This window comes from Rhizobium sp. RSm-3 (assembly GCF_001854685.1).
Lineage (GTDB): Bacteria > Pseudomonadota > Alphaproteobacteria > Rhizobiales > Rhizobiaceae > Rhizobium > Rhizobium ecuadorense.
The window spans coordinates 192,634-213,043 of record NZ_MAWZ01000004.1 but is presented as its reverse complement, the minus strand read 5'-3'; the positions used below and the strand labels follow the sequence as shown (position 1 = coordinate 213,043).

General features: G+C 62.1%; 18 protein-coding genes. 12 read left to right on the top strand and 6 right to left on the bottom strand.

Features of this window, described 5'->3' with window-relative positions:
- The 8 genes from BBJ66_RS08390 to BBJ66_RS08355 all read left to right on the top strand — a co-directional run.
- A partial coding sequence (locus BBJ66_RS08390) for an ABC transporter substrate-binding protein (protein ID WP_049734197.1) occupies positions 1-1,179 on the top strand: 1,179 nt, incomplete at its 5' end.
- A 103-nt stretch (positions 1,180-1,282) separates the two neighbouring features.
- Positions 1,283-2,236 carry a carbohydrate ABC transporter permease gene (locus tag BBJ66_RS08385; protein ID WP_049734198.1) on the top strand — a complete coding sequence of 318 codons (954 nt, stop codon included), beginning with the start codon at positions 1,283-1,285 and terminating at the stop codon, positions 2,234-2,236.
- Positions 2,233-3,216 carry a carbohydrate ABC transporter permease gene (locus BBJ66_RS08380; protein ID WP_071086227.1) on the top strand — a complete coding sequence of 328 codons (984 nt, stop codon included), beginning with the start codon at positions 2,233-2,235 and terminating at the stop codon, positions 3,214-3,216. The genes BBJ66_RS08385 and BBJ66_RS08380 overlap by 4 nt, the downstream gene beginning before the upstream one ends.
- Before the next feature lie 3 nt (positions 3,217-3,219).
- On the top strand, positions 3,220-4,338 hold the full coding sequence (locus BBJ66_RS08375) for an ABC transporter ATP-binding protein (protein WP_071086225.1): 1,119 nt from the start codon (positions 3,220-3,222) through the stop codon (positions 4,336-4,338).
- A gap of 15 nt (positions 4,339-4,353) precedes the next feature.
- Positions 4,354-5,892, top strand: a complete 1,539-nt coding sequence (locus BBJ66_RS08370) for a GMC oxidoreductase (protein ID WP_071086223.1) — start codon at positions 4,354-4,356, stop codon at positions 5,890-5,892.
- A gap of 9 nt (positions 5,893-5,901) precedes the next feature.
- Positions 5,902-7,557, top strand: a complete 1,656-nt coding sequence (locus tag BBJ66_RS08365; RefSeq protein WP_071086221.1) for a GMC family oxidoreductase — start codon at positions 5,902-5,904, stop codon at positions 7,555-7,557.
- 11 nt (positions 7,558-7,568) lie between these two features.
- Positions 7,569-8,738 (top strand): Gfo/Idh/MocA family protein, encoded by a 1,170-nt coding sequence (locus BBJ66_RS08360; RefSeq protein WP_071086219.1) that lies wholly within the window; start codon positions 7,569-7,571, stop codon positions 8,736-8,738.
- Positions 8,739-8,744: 6 nt separating this feature from the next.
- Entirely contained in the window at positions 8,745-10,829 is a 2,085-nt protein-coding gene (locus tag BBJ66_RS08355; protein WP_049733167.1) for an FAD-dependent oxidoreductase, read from the top strand.
- 12 nt (positions 10,830-10,841) lie between these two features.
- Here BBJ66_RS08355 and xth read toward each other — a convergent pair whose 3' ends face one another.
- Both xth and BBJ66_RS08345 read right to left on the bottom strand, forming a co-directional pair.
- Positions 10,842-11,633, bottom strand: a complete 792-nt coding sequence (gene xth, locus BBJ66_RS08350) for an exodeoxyribonuclease III (protein WP_071086217.1) — start codon at positions 11,631-11,633, stop codon at positions 10,842-10,844.
- A 9-nt stretch (positions 11,634-11,642) separates the two neighbouring features.
- Positions 11,643-12,140, bottom strand: coding sequence for a hypothetical protein (locus tag BBJ66_RS08345; RefSeq protein WP_071086215.1), 498 nt, complete (start codon positions 12,138-12,140; stop codon positions 11,643-11,645).
- Between the two features lie 311 nt (positions 12,141-12,451).
- On the opposite strand from BBJ66_RS08345, the gene BBJ66_RS08340 reads away from it, so the two are divergent.
- Positions 12,452-12,967, top strand: coding sequence for a hypothetical protein (locus BBJ66_RS08340; protein WP_049733170.1), 516 nt, complete (start codon positions 12,452-12,454; stop codon positions 12,965-12,967).
- 14 nt (positions 12,968-12,981) lie between these two features.
- On the opposite strand, the gene BBJ66_RS08335 is transcribed toward BBJ66_RS08340, so the two are convergent.
- The 3 genes from BBJ66_RS08335 to BBJ66_RS34900 form a co-directional block, all read right to left on the bottom strand.
- A complete protein-coding gene (locus BBJ66_RS08335; protein ID WP_071086214.1) occupies positions 12,982-13,605 on the bottom strand; it encodes a response regulator in 624 nt (207 codons plus the stop codon).
- Between the two features lie 2 nt (positions 13,606-13,607).
- Positions 13,608-14,996 (bottom strand): sensor histidine kinase, encoded by a 1,389-nt coding sequence (locus BBJ66_RS08330; protein WP_049733172.1) that lies wholly within the window; start codon positions 14,994-14,996, stop codon positions 13,608-13,610.
- Between the two features lie 62 nt (positions 14,997-15,058).
- Positions 15,059-15,235: a hypothetical protein gene (locus BBJ66_RS34900; protein WP_167347773.1), complete on the bottom strand. Its 177-nt coding sequence runs from the start codon at positions 15,233-15,235 to the stop codon at positions 15,059-15,061.
- A gap of 164 nt (positions 15,236-15,399) precedes the next feature.
- Here BBJ66_RS34900 and BBJ66_RS08325 point away from each other — a divergent pair, with 164 nt between their 5' ends.
- The 3 genes from BBJ66_RS08325 to BBJ66_RS08315 all read left to right on the top strand — a co-directional run bounded on the left by BBJ66_RS08325 (position 15,400) and on the right by BBJ66_RS08315 (position 20,083).
- The gene (locus BBJ66_RS08325; protein ID WP_071086211.1) at positions 15,400-16,251 is read left to right on the top strand and encodes a class I SAM-dependent methyltransferase; all 852 of its coding nucleotides are present in this window, start codon (positions 15,400-15,402) and stop codon (positions 16,249-16,251) included.
- A gap of 116 nt (positions 16,252-16,367) precedes the next feature.
- On the top strand, positions 16,368-17,321 hold the full coding sequence (locus BBJ66_RS08320) for a FecR domain-containing protein (RefSeq protein ID WP_071086208.1): 954 nt from the start codon (positions 16,368-16,370) through the stop codon (positions 17,319-17,321).
- Entirely contained in the window at positions 17,318-20,083 is a 2,766-nt protein-coding gene (locus tag BBJ66_RS08315) for an EAL domain-containing protein (protein WP_071086205.1), read from the top strand. The genes BBJ66_RS08320 and BBJ66_RS08315 overlap by 4 nt, the downstream gene beginning before the upstream one ends.
- Here BBJ66_RS08315 and BBJ66_RS08310 read toward each other — a convergent pair.
- Positions 20,075-20,368: a hypothetical protein gene (locus BBJ66_RS08310; protein WP_071086203.1), complete on the bottom strand. Its 294-nt coding sequence runs from the start codon at positions 20,366-20,368 to the stop codon at positions 20,075-20,077. The two genes, BBJ66_RS08315 and BBJ66_RS08310, sit on opposite strands and share 9 nt — an antisense overlap.
- Positions 20,369-20,410 lie beyond the last annotated feature (42 nt).

The window sequence follows — 20,410 nt, the reverse complement described above, 5'->3', positions numbered from 1 at the left end:
GAAGTGCAGATGCTGCACTGGTGGACGTCGGGCGGCGAGGCGGCGGCTTTGAACGTTCTGAAGCAGGATCTGTCGAAGGAAGGGTTTGCCTGGAAGGACGTGCCGGTGGCCGGCGGYGGCGGTGATGCGGCGATGACGGCGCTGAAGGCGATGGTGGCGGCCGGCACTTATCCSACSGCCTCGCAGATGCTGGGYTATACCGTGCTCGATTATGCCCARGCCGGYGTCATGGGCGATCTGACCGAGACGGCCAAGAAGGAAGGCTGGGACAAGTCGGTGCCGGCGGCGCTGCAGAAGTTCTCGGTCTATGACGGCAAGTGGGTCGCTGCCCCCGTCAACGTGCACTCGGTCAACTGGCTGTGGATCAACAAGGCGGTGATGGACAAGATCGGCGGCACCCAGCCGAAGAGCTTCGACGATCTGATCGCCCTGCTCGACAAGGCGAAGGCTGCAGGCGTCATCCCGTTGGCGCTCGGCGGCCAGAACTGGCAGGAAGCGACGATGTTCGATTCCATCGTGCTGTCGACCGGCGGCCCGGAATTCTACAAGAAGGCCTTCAACGACCTCGACGAGGAGTCGCTGAAGTCGGACACGATGAAGACGTCCTTCGAYAACCTGGCGAAGATCGTCAAATACGTCGATCCGAACTTCTCCGGCCGCGACTGGAACCTGGCGACCGCCATGGTCATCAAGGGTGATGCGCTGGTGCAGGTGATGGGTGACTGGGCCAAGGGCGAATTCGTCGCCGCCAAGAAGACCCCGGACACCGACTTCCTCTGCTACCGCTTCCCCGGCACCGACGGCAGCGTCATCTACAACTCCGACATGTTCGGCATGTTCAACGTTCCCGACGACCGCAAGGCCGCACAGGTGGCGCTGGCAACGGCGACGCTGTCGAAGAGCTTCCAGTCGGCCTTCAACGTCGTCAAGGGTTCGGTTCCCGCCCGTACCGATGTTCCCGACACCGACTTCGACGCCTGCGGCAAGAAGGGTATCGCCGATCTGAAGGCGGCCAATGAGGGCGGCACGCTGTTCGGTTCGCTCGCCCAGGGTTATGGCGCGCCTCCGGCGATCGCCAATGCCTATAAGGACGTCGTCTCGAAGTTCGTCCACGGCCAGATCAAGAGCTCCGACGAAGCCGTCAAGCAGCTCGTCCAGGCGATCGACGACGCCCGCTGAGATCGGTCGATACACATGGCTTCCCCGCGTGATCTCGCGGGGAAGCTTCAGGCTCCGCAGCGATCATTGCCGGGCCGATCCTGCGGGAAGGGAGATGATATCCATGAGCACCGTTGCGACCACCGATCCGGTTCTGACGCCCGGGCGATCGACACCGATCTCGCTGCGCGGCCGGCTGCAGGATGCGCTGCCGAAAATCGTGCTGGCGCCGAGCTTCGTCATCACCCTCATCTTCGTCTACGGCTTCATCGTCTGGACGGCCTATCTGTCGTTTACCAATTCCAAGACCTTTCCCTCTTATGCGCTGACCGGGGCGCGCGCCTATCAGCGGCTRTGGCGCTGGACCTTCGAGAGCGATCCGCCGTCYTCCTGGTATACCTCGATCACCAACATGGCGATCTTCGGCTTTCTCTATGTCGGCATCTGCCTGGCGCTTGGTCTCTTCCTCGCCATCCTGCTCGACCAGAAGATCCGCGGCGAGGGCATATTGCGGCCGATCTTCCTCTATCCGATGGCGCTSTCCTTCATCGTCACCGGGGTGGCCTGGAAATGGTTCCTCGATCCCGGCCTCGGGCTGGAGCAGACGCTGCAYCACTTCGGCTGGACGAGCTTCCACTTCGACTGGATCAAGAACAAGGACTTCGTCATCTAYACCGTCGTCATCGCCGGTGTCTGGCAGGCCTCCGGCTTCGTCATGGCGATGTTCCTGGCGGGCTTGCGCGGCATYGACGGCGAGATCATGAAGGCGGCGCAGATCGACGGCGCTTCCGCCTTCCAGCTCTATCGCCGCATCGTCATTCCGCTGTTGCGGCCGATCTTCCTGTCGGCCTTCATCGTGCTCGCCCACATGGCGATCAAATCCTACGACCTCGTCGTGGCGCTGACCTCGGGCGGGCCGGGCGGCTCGGCCTGGCTGCCGTCCAACTTCATGTATGAATACACCTTCAAGCGCAACGAGATGGCCGTCGGCTCGGCCAGCGCCATCATCATGCTGATGACGATCTCGGCGATCATCGTTCCCTATCTCTATTCCGAACTGAAGGAGAAGGCGCGATGAGCAGCGTCACCGCTTCGACCGCAATCTCGACTGCACCTGCACCTGCACCGCTCTCGCAGAGCGGCGACAGCCGGAACAACAACACCCGCTTGATCGGCCGCCTGGTCATCTACGGCCTGCTGGTCGTCTTCGCCATCCTCTACCTGATGCCGCTCTTCGTCATGCTKACCACCTCGTTCAAGACCATGGACGAGATCCAGAACGGCAACATGCTGGCGCTGCCTGAGGCGCCGACCTTCGATCCCTGGATCAAGGCCTGGGGCGAGACCTGCGTCGGGCTGACCTGCGCCGGCATCAAGGGCTACTTCTGGAACTCGATCAAGATGGTGGTGCCGGCCGTCGCTATCTCCACCATCATGGGGGCGCTGAACGGTTATATCCTGACCAAGTGGCGCTTCCCCGGCCATACGCTGGTGTTCGGGCTGATGCTGTTTGCCTGCTTCATCCCGTTCCAGTCGGTGCTTCTGCCGATGGCGACCATTCTCGGCTCGCTCGGCCGCTTCGGGGTGACGCTGCAGAACGCCACCGGCTGGAACTTCGGCTTCGGCAATCCGACGGTCAACCTGGTCTTCGTCCATGTCGTCTACGGCCTCGGCTTCACCACGCTGTTCTTCCGCAATTTCTACGAGGCCTTTCCGACCGAGCTGGTCCGGGCCGCCCAGGTCGATGGCGCCAGCTTCTTCCAGATCTTCCGCCGCATCATGCTGCCGAACTCGCTGCCGATCATCGTCGTCACCGTCATCTACCAGTTCACCAATATCTGGAACGACTTCCTGTTTGCCTCGGCCTATGCCGGCACCGGCGATTCCATGCCGATGACGGTGGCCTTGAACAATGTCGTCAACACCTCGACCGGTGTGGTCGAATACAATGTCAACATGGCTGCGGCGATGATCGCGGCCGTTCCGACGCTCATCGTCTATATCCTCGCCGGCCGCTACTTCGTGCGCGGTCTGATGGCGGGCGCAGTCAAAGGGTAAGCCATGGCCTTCCTGGAAATCTCCGGTCTCAGAAAACGCTTCGGCGCCGTCGACATTCTCAAGGGGATCGACCTCGAACTCGAAAAGGGCGGCTTCCTCGTGCTGGTCGGCCCGTCCGGCTGCGGCAAGTCGACCCTGCTCAACACCATTGCCGGGCTGGAGACGATCACCTCTGGCGATATCAGGATCGACGGGCGCGCCATCAACGGTCTGCATCCGTCCAAGCGCGACATCGCCATGGTGTTCCAATCCTATGCGCTCTATCCGAACATGACCGTTGCCGGGAATATCGCCTTCGGCATGGAGATCCGCGGCGTTCCCAAGGAGGAGCGGGCCAAGGCGATCAAGCAGGTCTCCGACATGCTGCAGATCGGCCATCTGCTCGACCGCAAACCGAGCCAGCTCTCCGGCGGCCAGCGCCAGCGCGTTGCCATGGGCCGGGCGCTGGTGCGCAATCCGCAGGTCTTCYTGTTCGACGAGCCGCTCTCCAATCTCGACGCCAAGCTGCGCGTCGACATGCGCACCGAGATCAAGCGGCTGCATCAGCGCATGGGCACCACCTTCGTCTATGTCACCCACGACCAGATCGAGGCGATGACGCTGGCGACCAAGATCGCCGTGCTSAAGGACGGGGTGCTGCAGCAGTTCGGCACGCCGGCCGAGATCTATAACAGCCCGGCCAATCTCTTCGTCGCCGACTTCATGGGATCGCCGGCGATGAACCTGCTGACCGCCACCGTCGAGGCCGGCACMAGTGGGCTGGCCGTCGCACTCGAACGGCCGAATGGCGCGCCGCTGAGGCTGCCGATCGTCTCGGGCGCCAACGGCGGACTCTCCTCCTACGCCGGCAAGCAGGTGATCTTCGGCATCCGCCCGGAGGCCCTGACCGATCCTGACGGCGCCGACCGCAAGGCGCGTTCGCTGACCGAGGACGATTGCCTGATCGAGGTGGTCGAACCGGCCGGCTCCGACACCTTCGCCGTCACCAAGCTCGGCGGCAAATCCGTCGTCGCCCGCCTGCGCGCCGATGCCGGCATCGCTCCAGGCCAGACCACACGCCTCGCCTTCAATCTCGACAAGGCTGTGTTCTTCGATCCGCAGAGTGAGGCTCGGATCGTGTGATGGCCAGGGGCTAAGATGAGCAGTTCACCAGACATCGTCATCATTGGTTCAGGCGTCGGCGGCGCGACGGTCGCCGCCGGTCTGGCCGCGACCGGCGCGGAGATATTGATCCTTGAAGCCGGCGATCACATTGCCGATCTTCCCGTCAACCGCGACCAGCGCGCCATCTTCCAGCGGGGGCATTTCCGGCCGAAGGAAACCTGGTACGAGGCCAACGGAAAGGGCTTCAATCCCGGCAATTACTACAATGTCGGCGGTAATTCGAAATTCTACGGCGCCGTCTTATCGCGCTATCGCAAAGAGGATTTCGGCGTGATCGAGCATCGGGAAGGCGTGTCGCCGGCCTGGCCCTTTCCCTATGAGGAACTGGAGCCTTGGTACTCGAAGGCCGAACTGATGTATCAGGTTCGCGGCAACCTCGGCGAAGACCCCACCGAACCGCACCACTCGGCAGCCTATGCCTATCCGCCCGTTCCCGACGAGGCGCCGATCGCCGACATCAGGGTCCGCCTCAAGCAGAAAGGTCTGCATCCCTTTTCCCTGCCGCTCGGCATGGATCTCGACGCTTGGCTCTCCAAGGCATGGACGCCATGGGATGCGCATCCGAACGCACGCGACGGCAAGATGGATGCCGAGACGGCAGCACTTGCGGTAGCCCTGAAGCATCAGAATGTGCGGCTCGAAACCAATGCGCGCGTGACGAGGCTCGACATGGGGGCAGGGAGCCGGATCGACCGGGTCACCTATGTCAGGAACGGCGAGGCGCTGACGGTTTCGCCTGAGATGGTGATCCTTTCGGCCGGCGCGGTCCAGTCGTCGGTGCTTCTGTTGCGCTCGAAAAACGACCGCTTCCCAAGAGGCCTGGCGAACTCCTCCGACCAGGTCGGCCGCAACTTCATGAACCACAATGCCTCCGCCGTCATCGGCGTCTCGCCGCGGTTCTGCAATACTTCCGTCTACCAGAAGACCTTTGCCTTCAACGACTTCTATCTCTCCGACGGGAAAGGAGGACCGCCGCTCGGCAACGTGCAGCTCCTCGGCCGCATCTCCGAAAAGGTTCTGAAGGGCTCTCTGCCGCAGGCGCCGGAATGGCTGCTGCGCTTCATCACAAGCCATGCCATCGATTTCTATGCGATGAGCGAGGACGTTCCCAATCCCGAAAGCCGGGTCACGGTCGATGGAGATCGGATCATTCTGCAATGGCAGCGAACCAATTGGGATGCGCATCTGGCGCTTGTCGAAAGGCTGAAGGCGATCCTGAAGTCGATCGGGTTTCCGCTCGTGCTGTCGCGGCCCTTCGACAAGCGCACGCCCTCCCATCAGTGCGGAACGGTCCGCATCGGCAACGACCCTGCGACGGCGCCGCTGGACCCCTATTGCCGGTCATACGATCACGAGAACCTCTTCGTCGTCGACGCCGGTTTCCTGCCGACATCGGCCGCGGTCAATCCCGCGCTCACTGTCGCCAGCCAGGCGCTCAGAGTTGCAGATCACATCGCCTCGAAGGACCTACAGGTATCAGCAGATCCATTGGCGCGTGCCGGCCTCAGATAGGACAGTAAAATGGGATTCGATTACATCATCACCGGTGCCGGTCCTGCAGGCTGCGTCTTGGCAAACCGGCTCAGCGAAGATCCGGATGTCAGGGTGCTGCTTCTCGAAGCGGGCGGAGGCGACTGGAATCCGCTTTTTCACATGCCGGCGGGCTTTGCCAAGATGACCAAGGGCGTGGCCAGCTGGGGATGGCAGACCGTTCCCCAGAAGCACATGAAGGGTAGGGTGCTTCGTTATACCCAGGCGAAGGTCATCGGTGGCGGTTCGTCGATCAATGCGCAGCTCTACACGCGCGGAAACGCGGCCGATTATGACCTCTGGGCTCGTGAGGACGGCTGTGAGGGCTGGGACTATCGCTCGATCCTTCCCTATTTCAAACGTGCCGAGGACAATCAGCGCTTCGCCGACGACTACCACGCCTATGGTGGCCCGCTGGGTGTCTCGATGCCGGCCGCTCCCCTGCCGATCTGCGATGCCTATATCCGCGCAGGGCAGGAGCTTGGCATTCCCTATAATCACGACTTCAACGGCCACCAGCAGGCGGGCGTTGGATTTTACCAGCTGACGCAGCGCAATCGCCGCCGGTCCTCGGCATCGCTCGCCTATCTCTCGCCGATCAGGGACCGGAAGAACCTGACGGTCAGGACAGGCGCGCGCGTTACGCGGATCATCGTCGAAGGAGGCCGTGCGACAGGCGTCGAGATCGCCACTGCGGGCGGCCTGGAGATCGTCCGCGCCGAACGCGAGGTCCTGGTGTCGTCAGGTGCGATCGGATCGCCGAAGCTTCTTCTGCAGTCGGGAATCGGGCCGGCCGATCATCTCAACGCGGTGGGTGTCAAGGTGCATCATGATCTGCCGGGTGTCGGCGGCAATCTTCAGGATCACCTCGATCTTTTTGTCATCGCCGAATGCACCGGCGATCATACCTATGACGGCGTCGCAAAACTTCACCGCACGCTTTGGGCTGGCATTCAATATGTGCTGTTCCGCACCGGCCCTGTGGCGTCGTCGCTCTTCGAGACCGGCGGCTTTTGGTATGCCGATCCAGAGGCACGCTCTCCCGATATTCAGTTTCACCTCGGCCTGGGATCCGGCATCGAAGCCGGCGTCGAACGGCTGAAAAATGCGGGCGTGACGCTCAATTCCGCCTATCTGCATCCGCGCTCGCGGGGGACGGTGCGGCTGTCGTCGTCCGATCCGGCTGCTGCTCCCCTGATCGACCCCAACTACTGGTCCGATCCGCACGACAGGAAGATGTCGCTGGAAGGGCTCAAGCTCGCGCGCGAAATCATGCAGCAGGCGGCGCTGAAGCCCTATGTCATGGCCGAAAGGCTTCCCGGCCCGAAGGTCATGACCGACGAGCAGCTGTTCGATTATGGCTGCGCCAACGCCAAGACCGATCATCACCCTGTCGGCACCTGCAGGATGGGAACGGGACCGGACGCGGTTGTCGGGCTGGATCTCAAGGTCCGCGGCCTCGAAGGCCTCCGGGTCTGCGATTCCTCCGTCATGCCGCGCGTGCCGTCCTGTAATACCAACGCGCCGACGATCATGGTCGGCGAAAAGGGGGCGGACCTCATTCGTGGGCTGCCTGCGCTGCCGTCGGTGATCTTCACCTATGAGCGCAACGATACCCGGCCGCGAGCCCGCGCAGAAATCCGCTAAGGAGAACGACGATGTCTGAAGTGAGAGTTGCAGTGCTTGGCGCCTCGGGCTGGATGGGCAAGGTCCACACGATGGCCTACCAGACCTTTCCGCATTTCTTCGGCGTGTCGGATGGGACGGCGCGGATCGTGGCGCTGGTCGACAGCAACCCAGACGTTGCGCAGGATATCGGCAACAGGGCGCCGGGCGCCAGGATCTATCAGGATTGGAAGCTGGCGGTCGCCGATTCCGAGGTTGATCTCATTGATATCTGCTTGCCCGACCATCTTCACTATTCGGTCGCCAAGGCGGCGCTGCTGGCGGGCAAGCATGTCTACTGCGAGAAGCCACTGGCAAACACCGCCAATGAAGCGCGGGAACTGGCCGAGATCGCCAGAGAAAAAGGCGTGATCACCCGTGTTGGACACGCCTTTCCGCGAAACCCCGTCCATGACCTGGCAAAAGACATCATCGATTCAGGTGAAATTGGCGAGATCAAGCTGTTCCGCGGCTGCCAGCACGTCGACATGTACGGCGATCCGACAGCGCCCTTCATGTGGCGCGCCGATGGCAAGCTGGCGCCGACCGGGATCGTCGGCGATACCGGTTCGCACATCTTCAGCTTCATGGATTTCCTGGTCGGCCGCGTCAGTTCCCTGATTGCCGACAATCTCATCGTCACACCGCGCCGGCCGGTCGTCGAGGGCCTTGCCTATGGCGAAGAGGTGAAACTGACGGGCAACGAATCCTGGGCTGATATCACCAACCCCGACGCCACGAACCTCTTATGCAGGTTCGAGAATGGTGCCGGAGGGATCGTCGATTTCAGCCGTGTCGCGACCGGCCGCAAGTTCATGCAGACCTACGAAGTCTATGGAACCAAAGGCAGCATCGCCTATACCTATGACGAGATAAACCGGCTGCGCTTCTACTCCAACGATGACCGCACGGGGCGGCGCGGCTTCCGGGAGATCGACGTGGGGCCAGAAAATCCCACCTTCCGGGCGTTCCTTCCCCTGCCGAATTTCGGCATAGGCTACAACGAAAGCAAGATCATCGAGGCGGCCGAGGTGATCCGCTCGATCGTTGCAAATAGGCCGATGTGGCCGACATTCGATACGGGCCATCACATCTGCCAGATCGTCGACGCATGCATGGAGTCCTCCCGGCTGAAGCGCTGGGTCGACATCCCGCTGGGCTGAACGTCGATGACCACAGCTGTTCCCCAGGAAATTCTTGACGCACTGACCGATGTCGACATGCCCAAGCTTCCGCCCGAAGCTGGCCCTTCGGAAGCGGTGCGGCTTGCCGGCGTCGAGGTGCCGGTCTATCGCGCCGGTTGCGTCGTCGTCGGATCGGGCGCCGCGGGTCTGCGTGCGGCGGTGGAAATGAAGCGGCGCGGCGACGACATCGTCATCATCAGCCAAAGCGCCTGGGGCGGAACCTCGGCCTGCTCGGGATCGGATAAGCAGACCCTGCACACCGCCAACACCGCCGATCAGGGCGACAATTACAAGGCGATGGCCCGCGCCATCCGCAGCGGCGGCGCGATGGATGAGGACACCGCCTATGTCGAAGCGGTCGGCTCGTCCCGGATGATGGCGTCGCTGCAGTTCCTGGGCCTGCCGCTGCCGCAGGATCCGCTCGGGGGGACGCTCAGATATCAGACCGACCATGACGAGGTCGGCCGCGCCACCAGCTGCGGCCCGCGCACCTCGCGCCTGATGGTCAAGGTGCTGGCCGAGGAGGCGATCCGGCTGGCCGTGCCCTTCTACAACCAGACCACTGCGGTCAAAATCCTGACCGAGGGCGAGGGGGCGGGACGCCGTGTCGCCGGGATGCTCGCCATGCGCGCCGGCGACCGCACGGAGGCGAACCCGCTGGGCATCGCCATCTTCGTCAGCGATGTGATCGTGCTGGCAGCCGGTGGGCCGGGGGAACTCTACCGCGACAGCGTCTATCCCAACGGTTGCTTCGGCTCGCTCGGGCTGGCGCTGGAGGCAGGCGTCGAACTCGTCAACCTGACCGAAAGCCAGTTCGGCATCGGAACGCGCCGGGAAGGCTTCCCGTGGAATTTGTCGGGCACTTACGTCCAGGCAATCCCGCATATCTACTCGGTCGATGCCGACGGCGTCGAACATCACTTCCTGGCGCAATATTACCGCACGACGCAGGAATTGGCATCGAACGTCTTCCGCAAGGGCTATCAATGGCCGTTTCATGCGACGCGCATGCTCGATTTCGGCTCGAGCCTGGTGGACCTCGCCATATCATGCGAAACCGCCGCCGGGCGGCGTGTCTTCATGGATTTCAATCGCAATCCGCTGCCGGTGCCGGGCGACCAGCCGTTCAGCTTGGAGAGACTTGACGAAGACGTTCGCCTCTATCTCGGCAAGGCCGGCGCCGGTCAGGAGATGCCGATCGACCGGTTGAAACACATGAACCCCCTCGCGATCGAGCTCTACCGCCGCTACAAGATCGACATCGCCGCCGACCCGCTGGAATTTGCCGTCAACAATCAGCACATGAATGGCGGCATCATGGTCGATACCTGGGGCCGCAGCAATCTCGCCGGCTGTTACGCCGTCGGCGAAGCGGCAGGCACGCATGGTGTGACGAGGCCGGGTGGCGCAGCGCTCAATGCCGGGCAGGTCTTCGGCACCCGGGCGGCCGAGCATATCAGTGCAAGCGGCAGGGCGAAGCGGGCGCCCACGGGCGATATGTCAGCTATCGCAGAGGCGGGCATCACCGAGCTCCTGGCCGTTCTCCGCAGTGAGAGCCCGCTCACCGTCAAATCGATCCGCTCGGACGTGCAGGCGCGCATGAGCGAGAAGGCCGGCATCATCTGCGATCGGGAGAGCGTCGCCCAGGCCTTGATCGAGGCGCGGAGGCTGAATGCCGACATTCGCGCTGGCGGCGTCGCCTACGGCCGCGTCGCCGAGGCGGTCCGAGGCGTGCAATGGCGGCACATGGCGCTTGCCTCGGAAGCGGTGCTCAGCGCGCTCGATTTCTTCATCCGCAATGGCGGCGGCAGCCGCGGAGCGCGGGCGATATGCGATCCGCAAGGCGAGTCCCTTCCGCATGCGCGTACGGGCCCGCTGGAGCACTATCGCTTCCGAACGGAACGCGAAGAGGATCGGAGCGAGCAGATCGTCGTTCGGCTCGAGGGCGATGAGATCAGGCTTTCCAAACGCACAAACCGCGCTTTCGACGAAACCGCCAGGTCTTTCTTCGAGCGAGACTGGCCGGCCTGGCTGACGGGTCGCATCTACGATGTTGAAACGGACGAATAAGACCTCCTTGGCTCACCCGTCTTCCGCTCCGGGAGCGTCGAGTTCGATCATGACGGGGGCGTGGTCGCTCGTATGCTCCCAGCCTCGCGGTTTTCTCCGGACCATCGCCGATCGAAGACATGGCGCGACGGCTGGGCTGAGCAGGAGGTGGTCGATCCGCAGCCCGGCGTCGCGCTCGAAGCTGTTGCGCCAGTATTTCCAGAAGGTGTAGATGCGCTCTTGCGGATGCAGATGCCTGACGGCGTCGGTCCAGCCCTGCGCGACGAGATGGGCATAGGCCTTGCGCACTTCCGGCCTGAAAAGCGCGTCGTCGCGCCAGCGTTCCGGCTTGTAGACGTCGATCTCCGTCGGCATGACGTTGAAGTCGCCGGCGAGGATCGTAGGCACGTCGAGTTCCAGGAGTTCGGCGGCGTAGTCGTGCAGGCGACGGAACCAGCGGAGCTTATACTCGAACTTGACGCTCGGGAACGGATTGCCGTTCGGCAGATAGAGGCATCCGATCACGATGCCGTCGATAACGGCTTCGATATAGCGGCTGTGGCTGTCATCGGGATCGCCGGGGAGACCGCGCCGAGTCAGGATCGGTGTCTTGCCCTTCGCCAATATGGCGACCCCGTTCCAGGATCTCTGCCCGTGCCAGACGGCGACGTAGCCGGATCGTTCGATCTCTTTTCGCGGAAACCCGGCGTCGTCTGTCTTCAGTTCCTGGAGGCAGACCACATCAGGGGCATCCTCCTTGAGCCAGCGCAACAGGATGGCCAGACGTCCATTGATCCCGTTGACGTTATAGGTTGCGATTTTCACGCTGATCGCTCAACGCGTCGCTCCGAAGACGAAGGCAATGCCGGCGACGATCGCGACCGCCGTCAACGGCTGTTGGCGTATCCGGTCTTCGACATCCTGGACAAAGCTTCGCGCTTCCGCCTTTGCCAGGCGGGCCGTCCCCGAAGCCAGCTCCGAAGCGGTTTCCGCCACGCGGCCGGCTTCTCTCTGAAGCGTGCGCCTTTCGCCGCGATCGAAATCGGAGCCTTCGGAGGAGCCGCCGGTTTCGCCGGTCGAGCGCAGGGCTTGGTCGACGAGTGGATAGGCCTCATCGAGCCTGGTGGGATCGGGCTCCCGCTTCACCCGCTCGGCCGCCTCGATATCGCTGCGGCCGGCAGGGATCGAGGTATGGGTGGCCGACACTGGGTCGGAGGCCGGGAAGGTGCCCTCGATACCTCTGTCGAGTTCACCCCTTCGGGCCTTCCTTTGCTGCTCCGCCTGCTCTTTTCGGAGGGACTGGACTGCTGGGGATTCATTCGGGTTTGCCATCACGGTATCCTCTCTTACTCTTCGACAATCAAAATCGGCGACACGGAAAGAAGTTCCCGAAAAATGCATCCTGCTTACGCGGCCGGCTATTGACGCGGGGGGGGGGAACATCGCGAATGGCTCGCTGCGCAATTCAGCGCTGGCGATAATTGGTCGAACTCTTCTTCTTCAAGACCCGGCAATCCGGCGGGCGGGACCAAAGTCCTGCCTGATCTAGTACCTAGGTCCGGTTGCTTTTGGCCGCCGGAACAGCGAAAATTGTCACGCGTCTATATTGCGTAGAGACGGCGAAGAACGGACGAGGCTAGGGCATGATACTCTCGAAACGCGATTTTCTGAGATTGGGCGGCAGCGCGGCCATCGCCCTCGTCGCTGCCTCATCGCCGGCCACATTCAATCTCGACGGCTCCCTCCCTGTTCTGACGGTAGAAAGCGCTGAGGCCAAGGACGGCAATAACGGCAACGGCGGCGGTAACGGCAATGGAGGAGGAAACGGCAACGGCGGCGGTAGCGGCAACGGGGGAGGGAGCGGCAACGGCAATAGTGGCGGCAACGGCAATAGTGGCGGCAACGGCAATAGCGGCGGCGGTAGTTCTGGCAATAGTGCCGGATCCTCTTCCTCTTCTTCCGCGACTGGGGCCTCACAAGGATCGGCGGCAAGAGCGACCGAAGCCTCCGATGGCTCGATCGACGTCCGTCATGCGAACGGCATTACAGAGAGCCTGCGGCGTGGCCGCTACGTGATGAAGGACGGAAAAGGCAGGACGATCATCAGCCGGCAAGCGACTTCAGACGATGCCCGCCGCCTAGGCCGCTACCTTCGCTAACGCGCGACTAGATGTTAGCGCTGTTCGCGCCATTGGAGAGCCGCTTCCGTCCTGTTCGAGACGCCGAGCTTGCTCAGAATCTGTGTCATATGATGCTTCACCGTCTTTTCCTGAAGGTTGAGACGCAAGCCGATATGTTTGTTTGACAAGCCTTGAGCGACCAGATCCATCACCTCGCGCTCCCGTGGCGTCAGACCGTTTTTGTCAGGCGCGCTGCCATTCAGCGAATTCTCCATGACCTTTGTCGACATCGTCGGCGAGATATATCGTGATCCGCTCAGCACCGTCTGGATGGCTTCGGCGAGACCACGCGAGCCGACCCCTTTCAGAACATAGCCCATTGCGCCCCGTTGCAGGGCTATCAGCAGCGTGTCCACCTCCTCGGATACCGTCAACATCAGCACTTTCGTTGTCGGGCTGCGCGTCAGCACGTCGCTGATCGCAGACAGTCCGCCGCCGGGCATGGAGACATCGAGGAGCATGATATCGGGTCGGGCGTTCGCGGCGATCATCGCTGCGTCGTCGCTGCTGGCGCCTTCGCCAACGACGGAAAAATCGCTGATCTCCGACAGGCTGCGCGTTACGCCCTCGCGAAAAAGCGGATGGTCGTCTACGACGCCGATAGTGATTGATGTCATTTCTAGTCTCCCACTTCCATGGGCTCGAAGGTCATGGTCACCGTCGTCCCTCCTTCGCCCGTCTCGATCTCGAAGGATCCCCCCAGGCTGTCGATACGTTCGCGAAGCCCCACCAGGCCGAGGCTCGTCGGCCGCACCTCGGTCGGGTCGAAGCCATCGCCGCGGTCGCTGACCTCGACATGAACATGGCCATTGTGCGAGACCGCTCTTACGGCCTGCTGAATACCGCCGCCGTGGCGATAGGCGTTGTTCAAGGCTTCCTGCACGAAGCGATAGATGCAGATCTTTACAGCAGGAGCGAGTTCGGGGCCATCATCGTCGATGATTGTTTCGACGCGGGTTTCGGTCTTGTGCTGATGCGCTTCGACCACCCGGGTTACAATCTCGCTGATCGAGGACTTCTCGATCTGCGGCAGCACCAGTCCGCTGCAGATATTGCGGATCTCGGTCATCGCCTCGGCAAGGCTCGAGCGTATCCACCCGAGTTCCTTTTCCCGCGCTTCGGGCAAGGTCGACGCATTGATCAACATATCGCTGTCCAGCCGCAGTGAGGCGTAGGCAATGTGCTGGGCCGGGCCATCGTGCAGGTCGGCGCCGATGCTGCGCAGGTAGGATTCGTTCAGCGCCGCCACGCGCTGGGAAGCGCGCTGCAGCCGCCGCTGCAGCCCGCGGTTTTCCGCCAGCAGCGCTGACAGATCGCTGACCCGTTCTTTGAGATCCTTGCGCTGAGCCTCTATCGTCCGGCTGACCCGAAAAACCAGGACCGCGAGAACAAGGAAAAAGATTGCCGTCAAAGCGGCGACTGCGGCCCAGCTCCGCAGCCTGGCATGGGCCAGACTGTCGGCTAATCCTTCCGCCGTTTCGTAGAATTCGATGACGGCGACCGCCTGTCCGGACCATGGCTGGAGCACGGGGTTGTAAATTTCCATGAGTGGCTTGCCGAGTGCACGCTCCTTGTCGCTTTCCGGATCGTCGGCGATTTCGTAGCGCGCGACGAGAGAGCCCGCGAAGGCTTTCCGGAGCTTGTCGCTGACCGCAAACCTTCTGCCCACCATCTCCTTCTCGTTCGAATAGAGAATGGTGCCGTCGCTTCGCCAGAGCTTGAACGAAACGAGACGCCTGCCAAGCGCCCCCTGACCGAGCGTCTCGTCCAGAGCCTGAGCGCTGCCTTCGTCCAGGAATGATGCCGTTTGCATGTCGGGAAGCAGCGGGGCGACAACGCTGTCGACATAGAGCGCCGTCGCAGCACCGGAATTGTGAATGACCGCCTCCTCGATGAGGTGGGTGACGAGAATGCCCACCAGGAACATGGCGGCAATCGAGATCAACCCACCCGCGATGAAGAACTGGGAGGCGAGTGAGCGGGCATTCCAGCGGCGAAGCCAATTCATTGTGATACCGGTAAGAGACTGCCGACTAACCTATCGCTTCCTCAGAATTTTTCCAGACAGCGTCAAGGCACATCCCTGGTATCGAAGATTTCGGCCCCTCTTATGCTTTTGGTCAACTGCAGCGTATCGCCTGACATGGCTGCGCCGAAGACGTAGAGAAGACCAGCGAGAACGACGACAAGGGCGATGACGCACACGTTGCAGACGTCATTGACGTGGGATCTGTTATTCCAGGCCATATCAGGATCTCCTTCGGTATCGTTCGAAACGGAGCCGGTTCGGTGCACGTTCCACGCCGGGGACTTCGGTCGGGGAGGGTAGGGACCAAGGTCTTATTCCCGTGGACATTGGCGGAATCCGTCATATTTCAGGCCTCAGGGATTGAAGGGGTGGAGGTTTGTGAGTGACAATTTCTGCCGATCTCGAAAGCGGCGACCACGCCGCATTTGCCACTTCTCCCGCGCCATTCGATCAAGGCGTCGCCGAGCTTTACCAGGCCCTTCTGGTGCCGATCCTCTTCGAGCCCTATGCGGCGGAGATGGCCATCGTCGCCGACCGGTCGAAACCGGGCAGCGTTCTCGAACTCGCCGCAGGGACGGGTGCTTTGACACGCGCCCTGCGCGCGACGCTCGATCCGCCGACGAAGATCGTTGCCACCGACCTCAGCCAGGCGATGATCGACATCGGCGCACCCTCGGTGACGATGTCGCGGACGCACTGGATGCACGCCGATGCGCAAAATCTTCCCTTCGCCCCCGAAATGTTCGATCTGGTCATCTGCCAGTTCGGCGCCATGTTCTTTCCCGACAAGGTGAAGGCTTATGGCGAGGCTCAAAGAGTGTTACGCGGCAAAGGCCGTTTTCTGTTCTCGACATGGGATTCACTTGCGGCCAACGACTTCGCAAGCTGCGTGGATGAATGTCTGGCAGAGCTCTTCCCATCTGATCCGCCGGATTTTCTCAGGCGCTTGCCATACTCTTACTTCGACCCCGGCCCGATCAAGGCGCAGATGTCGTCGGCGGGTTTTGAGTCCGTTACCTGCGACCGGCTCCAATTGACCGCCGTCGCGGCCACCGCGCACGACGTTGCGGCGGCCTTCTGCCAGGGCACGCCGCTGCGGGGGGAGATCGAATGGCGGGCGCCGGAGCGCATGTCCGAGATCGTCGAGGAGGTGGCCGGGCGAATGGAAGCGCGGCACGGAGCTTGTCCCAGCGGCGGCATGAGCGCCTTGGTCGTCACCGGCCGCGTTTCGTAGTCCCTTGGCCGAGCGCCCGCGTATTAATCATACAATTCCTACAATCGTCATGCGGTTTTATAATCATTCTTAATTGGAACATGCTTCACTCGTCTCAAGGCCGAGGGATAGCATTGATGTTGATAATATTTCGAATTCTGATCGCAGCATTGATCGTGCTGCCGACAGCCGTCTTTGCTGCTGCCGATGACTGGCGGGTCGTCAAGGCGACAGATCAAGTAAAATTTACGGTCGACAGGACGAACTGGCAGGACCTGCGCGCCGGCGAGGTGGTTCCCAACCGGGCATGGGTTTCCACCGGCCCGCGAGGGCGCGTTCAGCTTAGCCGGGGTGTGGAGAGCATCACCTTTCAGCCAAACACGCTCGCCGCCATCTCCAACAACGAATCCGCTGCCATGAAAACGCAGATCTTCCAGCAGGTGGGTTCGCTGGACCTTGAAATCGAGAAGCGAAGCCAACCGCATACGACGGTACAGACGCCCTACCTCGCCGCCGTGGTGAAAGGGACGATCTTTCATGTGACGGTCAATCGAGCGAAAGCATCGGTCGCCGTGGATCGCGGACTGGTCCAGGTCACCTCCTTCGCCAGCGGCCAGCGGTCGAACGTGGCGCCGGGGCAGAGTGCGACCGTCGACAAAAAGGCCGGTATGACGGTGGCGGGCCGGCTATCCAAGCCCGAGATCACCTCGGTTGCAGCCTCGGTCGCCCAGATTCCGGCCGTGGGTACCACGAAACTCGCCGGTGCCACCGCAGAGACCAAGAGCAGTTCTTCGGCGACGAACAAGAACACCAGTTCCAGCGCGAGCGAGGATGACAGCGCTAGCAACGGCAAGAGCAACGGCAATTCCAGCCGCAGCGGTAACGGCAACAGCGGCAATTCCGGTGGCAACGGAAACGGCAACAGCAATTCCGGAGCAAACGGCAACAACGGCAATGGCAACGGCCATTCCGATGACAGCGGTAACAATGGGAATGGTAACGGCCACGGCAACGGCAACAGCGGCAAGGGTGACAACAACAGCGGCGGCAACGGTAACGGCAATTCCGGCGGAAAAGGCAAGGACAAGTGAGGGGTAGGGCCAAGGCGGCTGGGGATTATCTCTCCAACGGCATCAGCACGATCGCGGTTCGGCTGGTGCTGATCGCCGTCATGCTGGTGCTGCCCGCGGCCAGCCTCGGCTTCGTGCAGGGGATCGACAACAATCTTTTCGCCAAGCGCTTCGAATGGGCGCCTCGCACCGCCACCGGCAACATTGTCTTCGTTGCGATCGACAAGCATTCCCTCGACGCTGTCGGGACATGGCCCTGGCCACGGAGCATCTACGCGACACTGCTCGACAAGCTGATTGCCTCAGGCGTCAAGGATATCTTTCTCGACGTCGATTTCAGCACAATCTCCAGCACTGAAGAGGACGAGCTTCTCACAGCAGCGCTCGCGAGATCCGGAGGAGGGGTTCTTCTGCCGGTGTTCCGGCAGCAGGAGACGGCGTCATCGTCTGAAACGGCGGTGACGAGGCCGATCCCGCAGTTCCTTGAGAATGCCTGGCCCGCATTCGCCAATGTCGCGTTGGATGCGGACGGGATCGTCCGCCGTTTCGATCTGGGAAGCCAGCTCGACGGGAACCCCACCCAATCGGCAGCAGCAGCCCTGGGCAGGGTCGACGGCAGTTCCGGTTCCCTGGCTGTGGACTATTCGATCAGGCCCGACACCATCCCGACATTCTCGTTGTCCGACGTGCTGAACGGGACCGTGCCGGCCGAGGCGATCAAGAACCGCTCGGTCGTGGTGGGAGCATCCGCAGCCGAGCTGAAAGACATTTTCGCCGTTCCCGTCTACGGCGCGATTGCCGGCCCGCTCATTCACGTGCTCGCCGCGGAAACGCTGCTTCAGAAGCGCTTCCTCCGGCTGTTCGATCAGGCTCCGCTGGAGCTCTTGTTTGCAGCCTTGCTGATCGTCGGCGTCATCCGCAGCCGTTCAACCGGGATTGTCAAGATGATGGCAATCGGACTGACCATCGTCGTCATCGGCGAGATCGGCGCATTCCTGCTGCAGTGGCGCTACGGGATGCTTGTCGGAACGGCGGTGCCGTGGCTGATGCTGCTGCTCGCATGGATGCTCGCTCTGAACGAACGTGTCGACCTCGGTCGAATGCTGGTCGCCATCGCCAATACCGAGGCTCGCAACGCCAGGCGCCTGATGAGACGGATCATCGCCGACAGTTCGGACGGTGTCGTTGCATTCGATAGCGATCTGAGGATCGTCGAAGCGAGCGCATCCGCAAAGGCGGTGCTGCGAGCCGAGATCGGCGCCTCCCTTCTCACCAGCACCGACGCCGCCATCGTCGATGTCGTGCGCGGGCTGGTTGCAAAGCACGATGGCGAACCGGGCAACGTGCACACGGCCCTTGTCGACTTCTCCGACAAAGGCTCGCAGGGCACGCATTACGAGGCATCCGTCACGATTTCGCCGATCGAACAGCCGCATTCGCATCCGGCCTCGGCGCGGTCGCGGTTTGCCGGTTGCCTGATCATACGGGACATCACCGCGCGGTATGATTATGAAGAGCGGTTGAAGGCGCTGTCAGAGCTGGACGACCTGACCGGGCTGCTCAATCGCCGGGAATTCGCCTCCCGTCTGGCAACCCTTGAGGGCGGGACCCTCGTCTCGGTGCTGGATATCGAACGATTCTCCTCGCTTTGCGCCACGCTTGGGCGCGACGTCGGCGACGAACTCCTGAAGGCCGTGGCGGTGAGACTCGGCAACACATTCGTCGGCAATTTGCTTGCAAGACTGGACCGCGACCATTTCGGCATCGCCACCCCGGCGGTCGATGCACAGGCGGTCGAGGATTTTGCAGAGGGTCTGTTGGACCTGTTCGAGGAGCCTCTGCAGCTCCGCGGTTCGGCTGTGCCGATCTCGGTCCACGTCGGAATAGCCGGCTCGGAAGATGCCGCCGCCGGCGCGCTCCTGAACGCCGCCGAATCCGCGCTCGATGCTGCAAAGACCATGGCAGGCCGGCGATGGTCTTCTTTCGATCCTTCCACAGCCGTTCGCCAGGCCCGGTCGCGCCGGCTGGAGCGGGACATGCGCGATGCTCTCCGGGACCGGCAGTTCTTTCTGCTGTTCCAGCCGCAGATCGAATTTGCAAGCGGGCGCCTGTTGGGCGCGGAAGCCCTGATCCGCTGGAACCATCCCGAGTTCGGTCTGATATCTCCGGCCGAATTCATCCCGATCGCGGAATCCTCCGGCTTGATCTGCGAGATCGGCCGCTGGACGCTCTTCGAAGCTTGCACCGAAGCGGCCACCTGGCCCGGGGAACTCGGCGTCGCCGTCAACGTCTCGGCTCTTCAGTTCGAGCAGTCCGACATCGAGGCCGATGTGAGGGAGGCCTTGTCAAACAGCGGGCTTCCGTCTTCCCGCCTCTGCCTCGAGCTGACGGAGTCGGCCTTCCTCGGCCAAGGCGGAGCCGTGATCGCAAAGATGCGCGCGCTTCGCGAAACAGGGATCGTCATCGCCTTGGACGACTTCGGCACCGGCTACTCCTCGATGAGCTACCTTGCCGATCTTCCTCTCGACAAGCTCAAGATCGACCAGTCCTTCGTCCGGCGAATGAGGGGAAATCCGACCATGCTGGAGATCGTGCGGGCGATTATTTCGCTGGCGCATGGTTTGAAACTGCAGGTCGTCGCCGAAGGCGTCGAAACCGAAACGGAGGCCGAAGCGCTGCAACGGCTCGGATGCGAGACGGGGCAGGGCTATCTCTTCGGGAGGCCGGACGAGGCTCGTCGCATGCTTTCCAAATGGAATGTCTGGAAGCGTCTATCAGCCTGACGGCTCGCCGGGTTTGCGCTGGAGGGCCGCGGGTCCGTCGGAAGGTTCGTGGATCGCCCGGATGACGTGCTTTTCGATCTCGAAACAGGTCTCGTCATATTCTTGCACCCGTTTCGGATCGAAGTGCCGCTTGCGAACGGCATCGCGCGCTTCGACAGCCATCTGGTAGGCTTCGAACAGCTGGAGTTGCCACGGGTCGCGCGCTTCCATGATCAGCTTCCGCATCTCAGGCAGACGCATCGCCAGGCGCCTGCGCCCCGCCTCCCTGCGGTTGGATCGTGCCATCTCCTTCAGTCTCCTGCCGATACCGGGTACGACCGGTTCCTT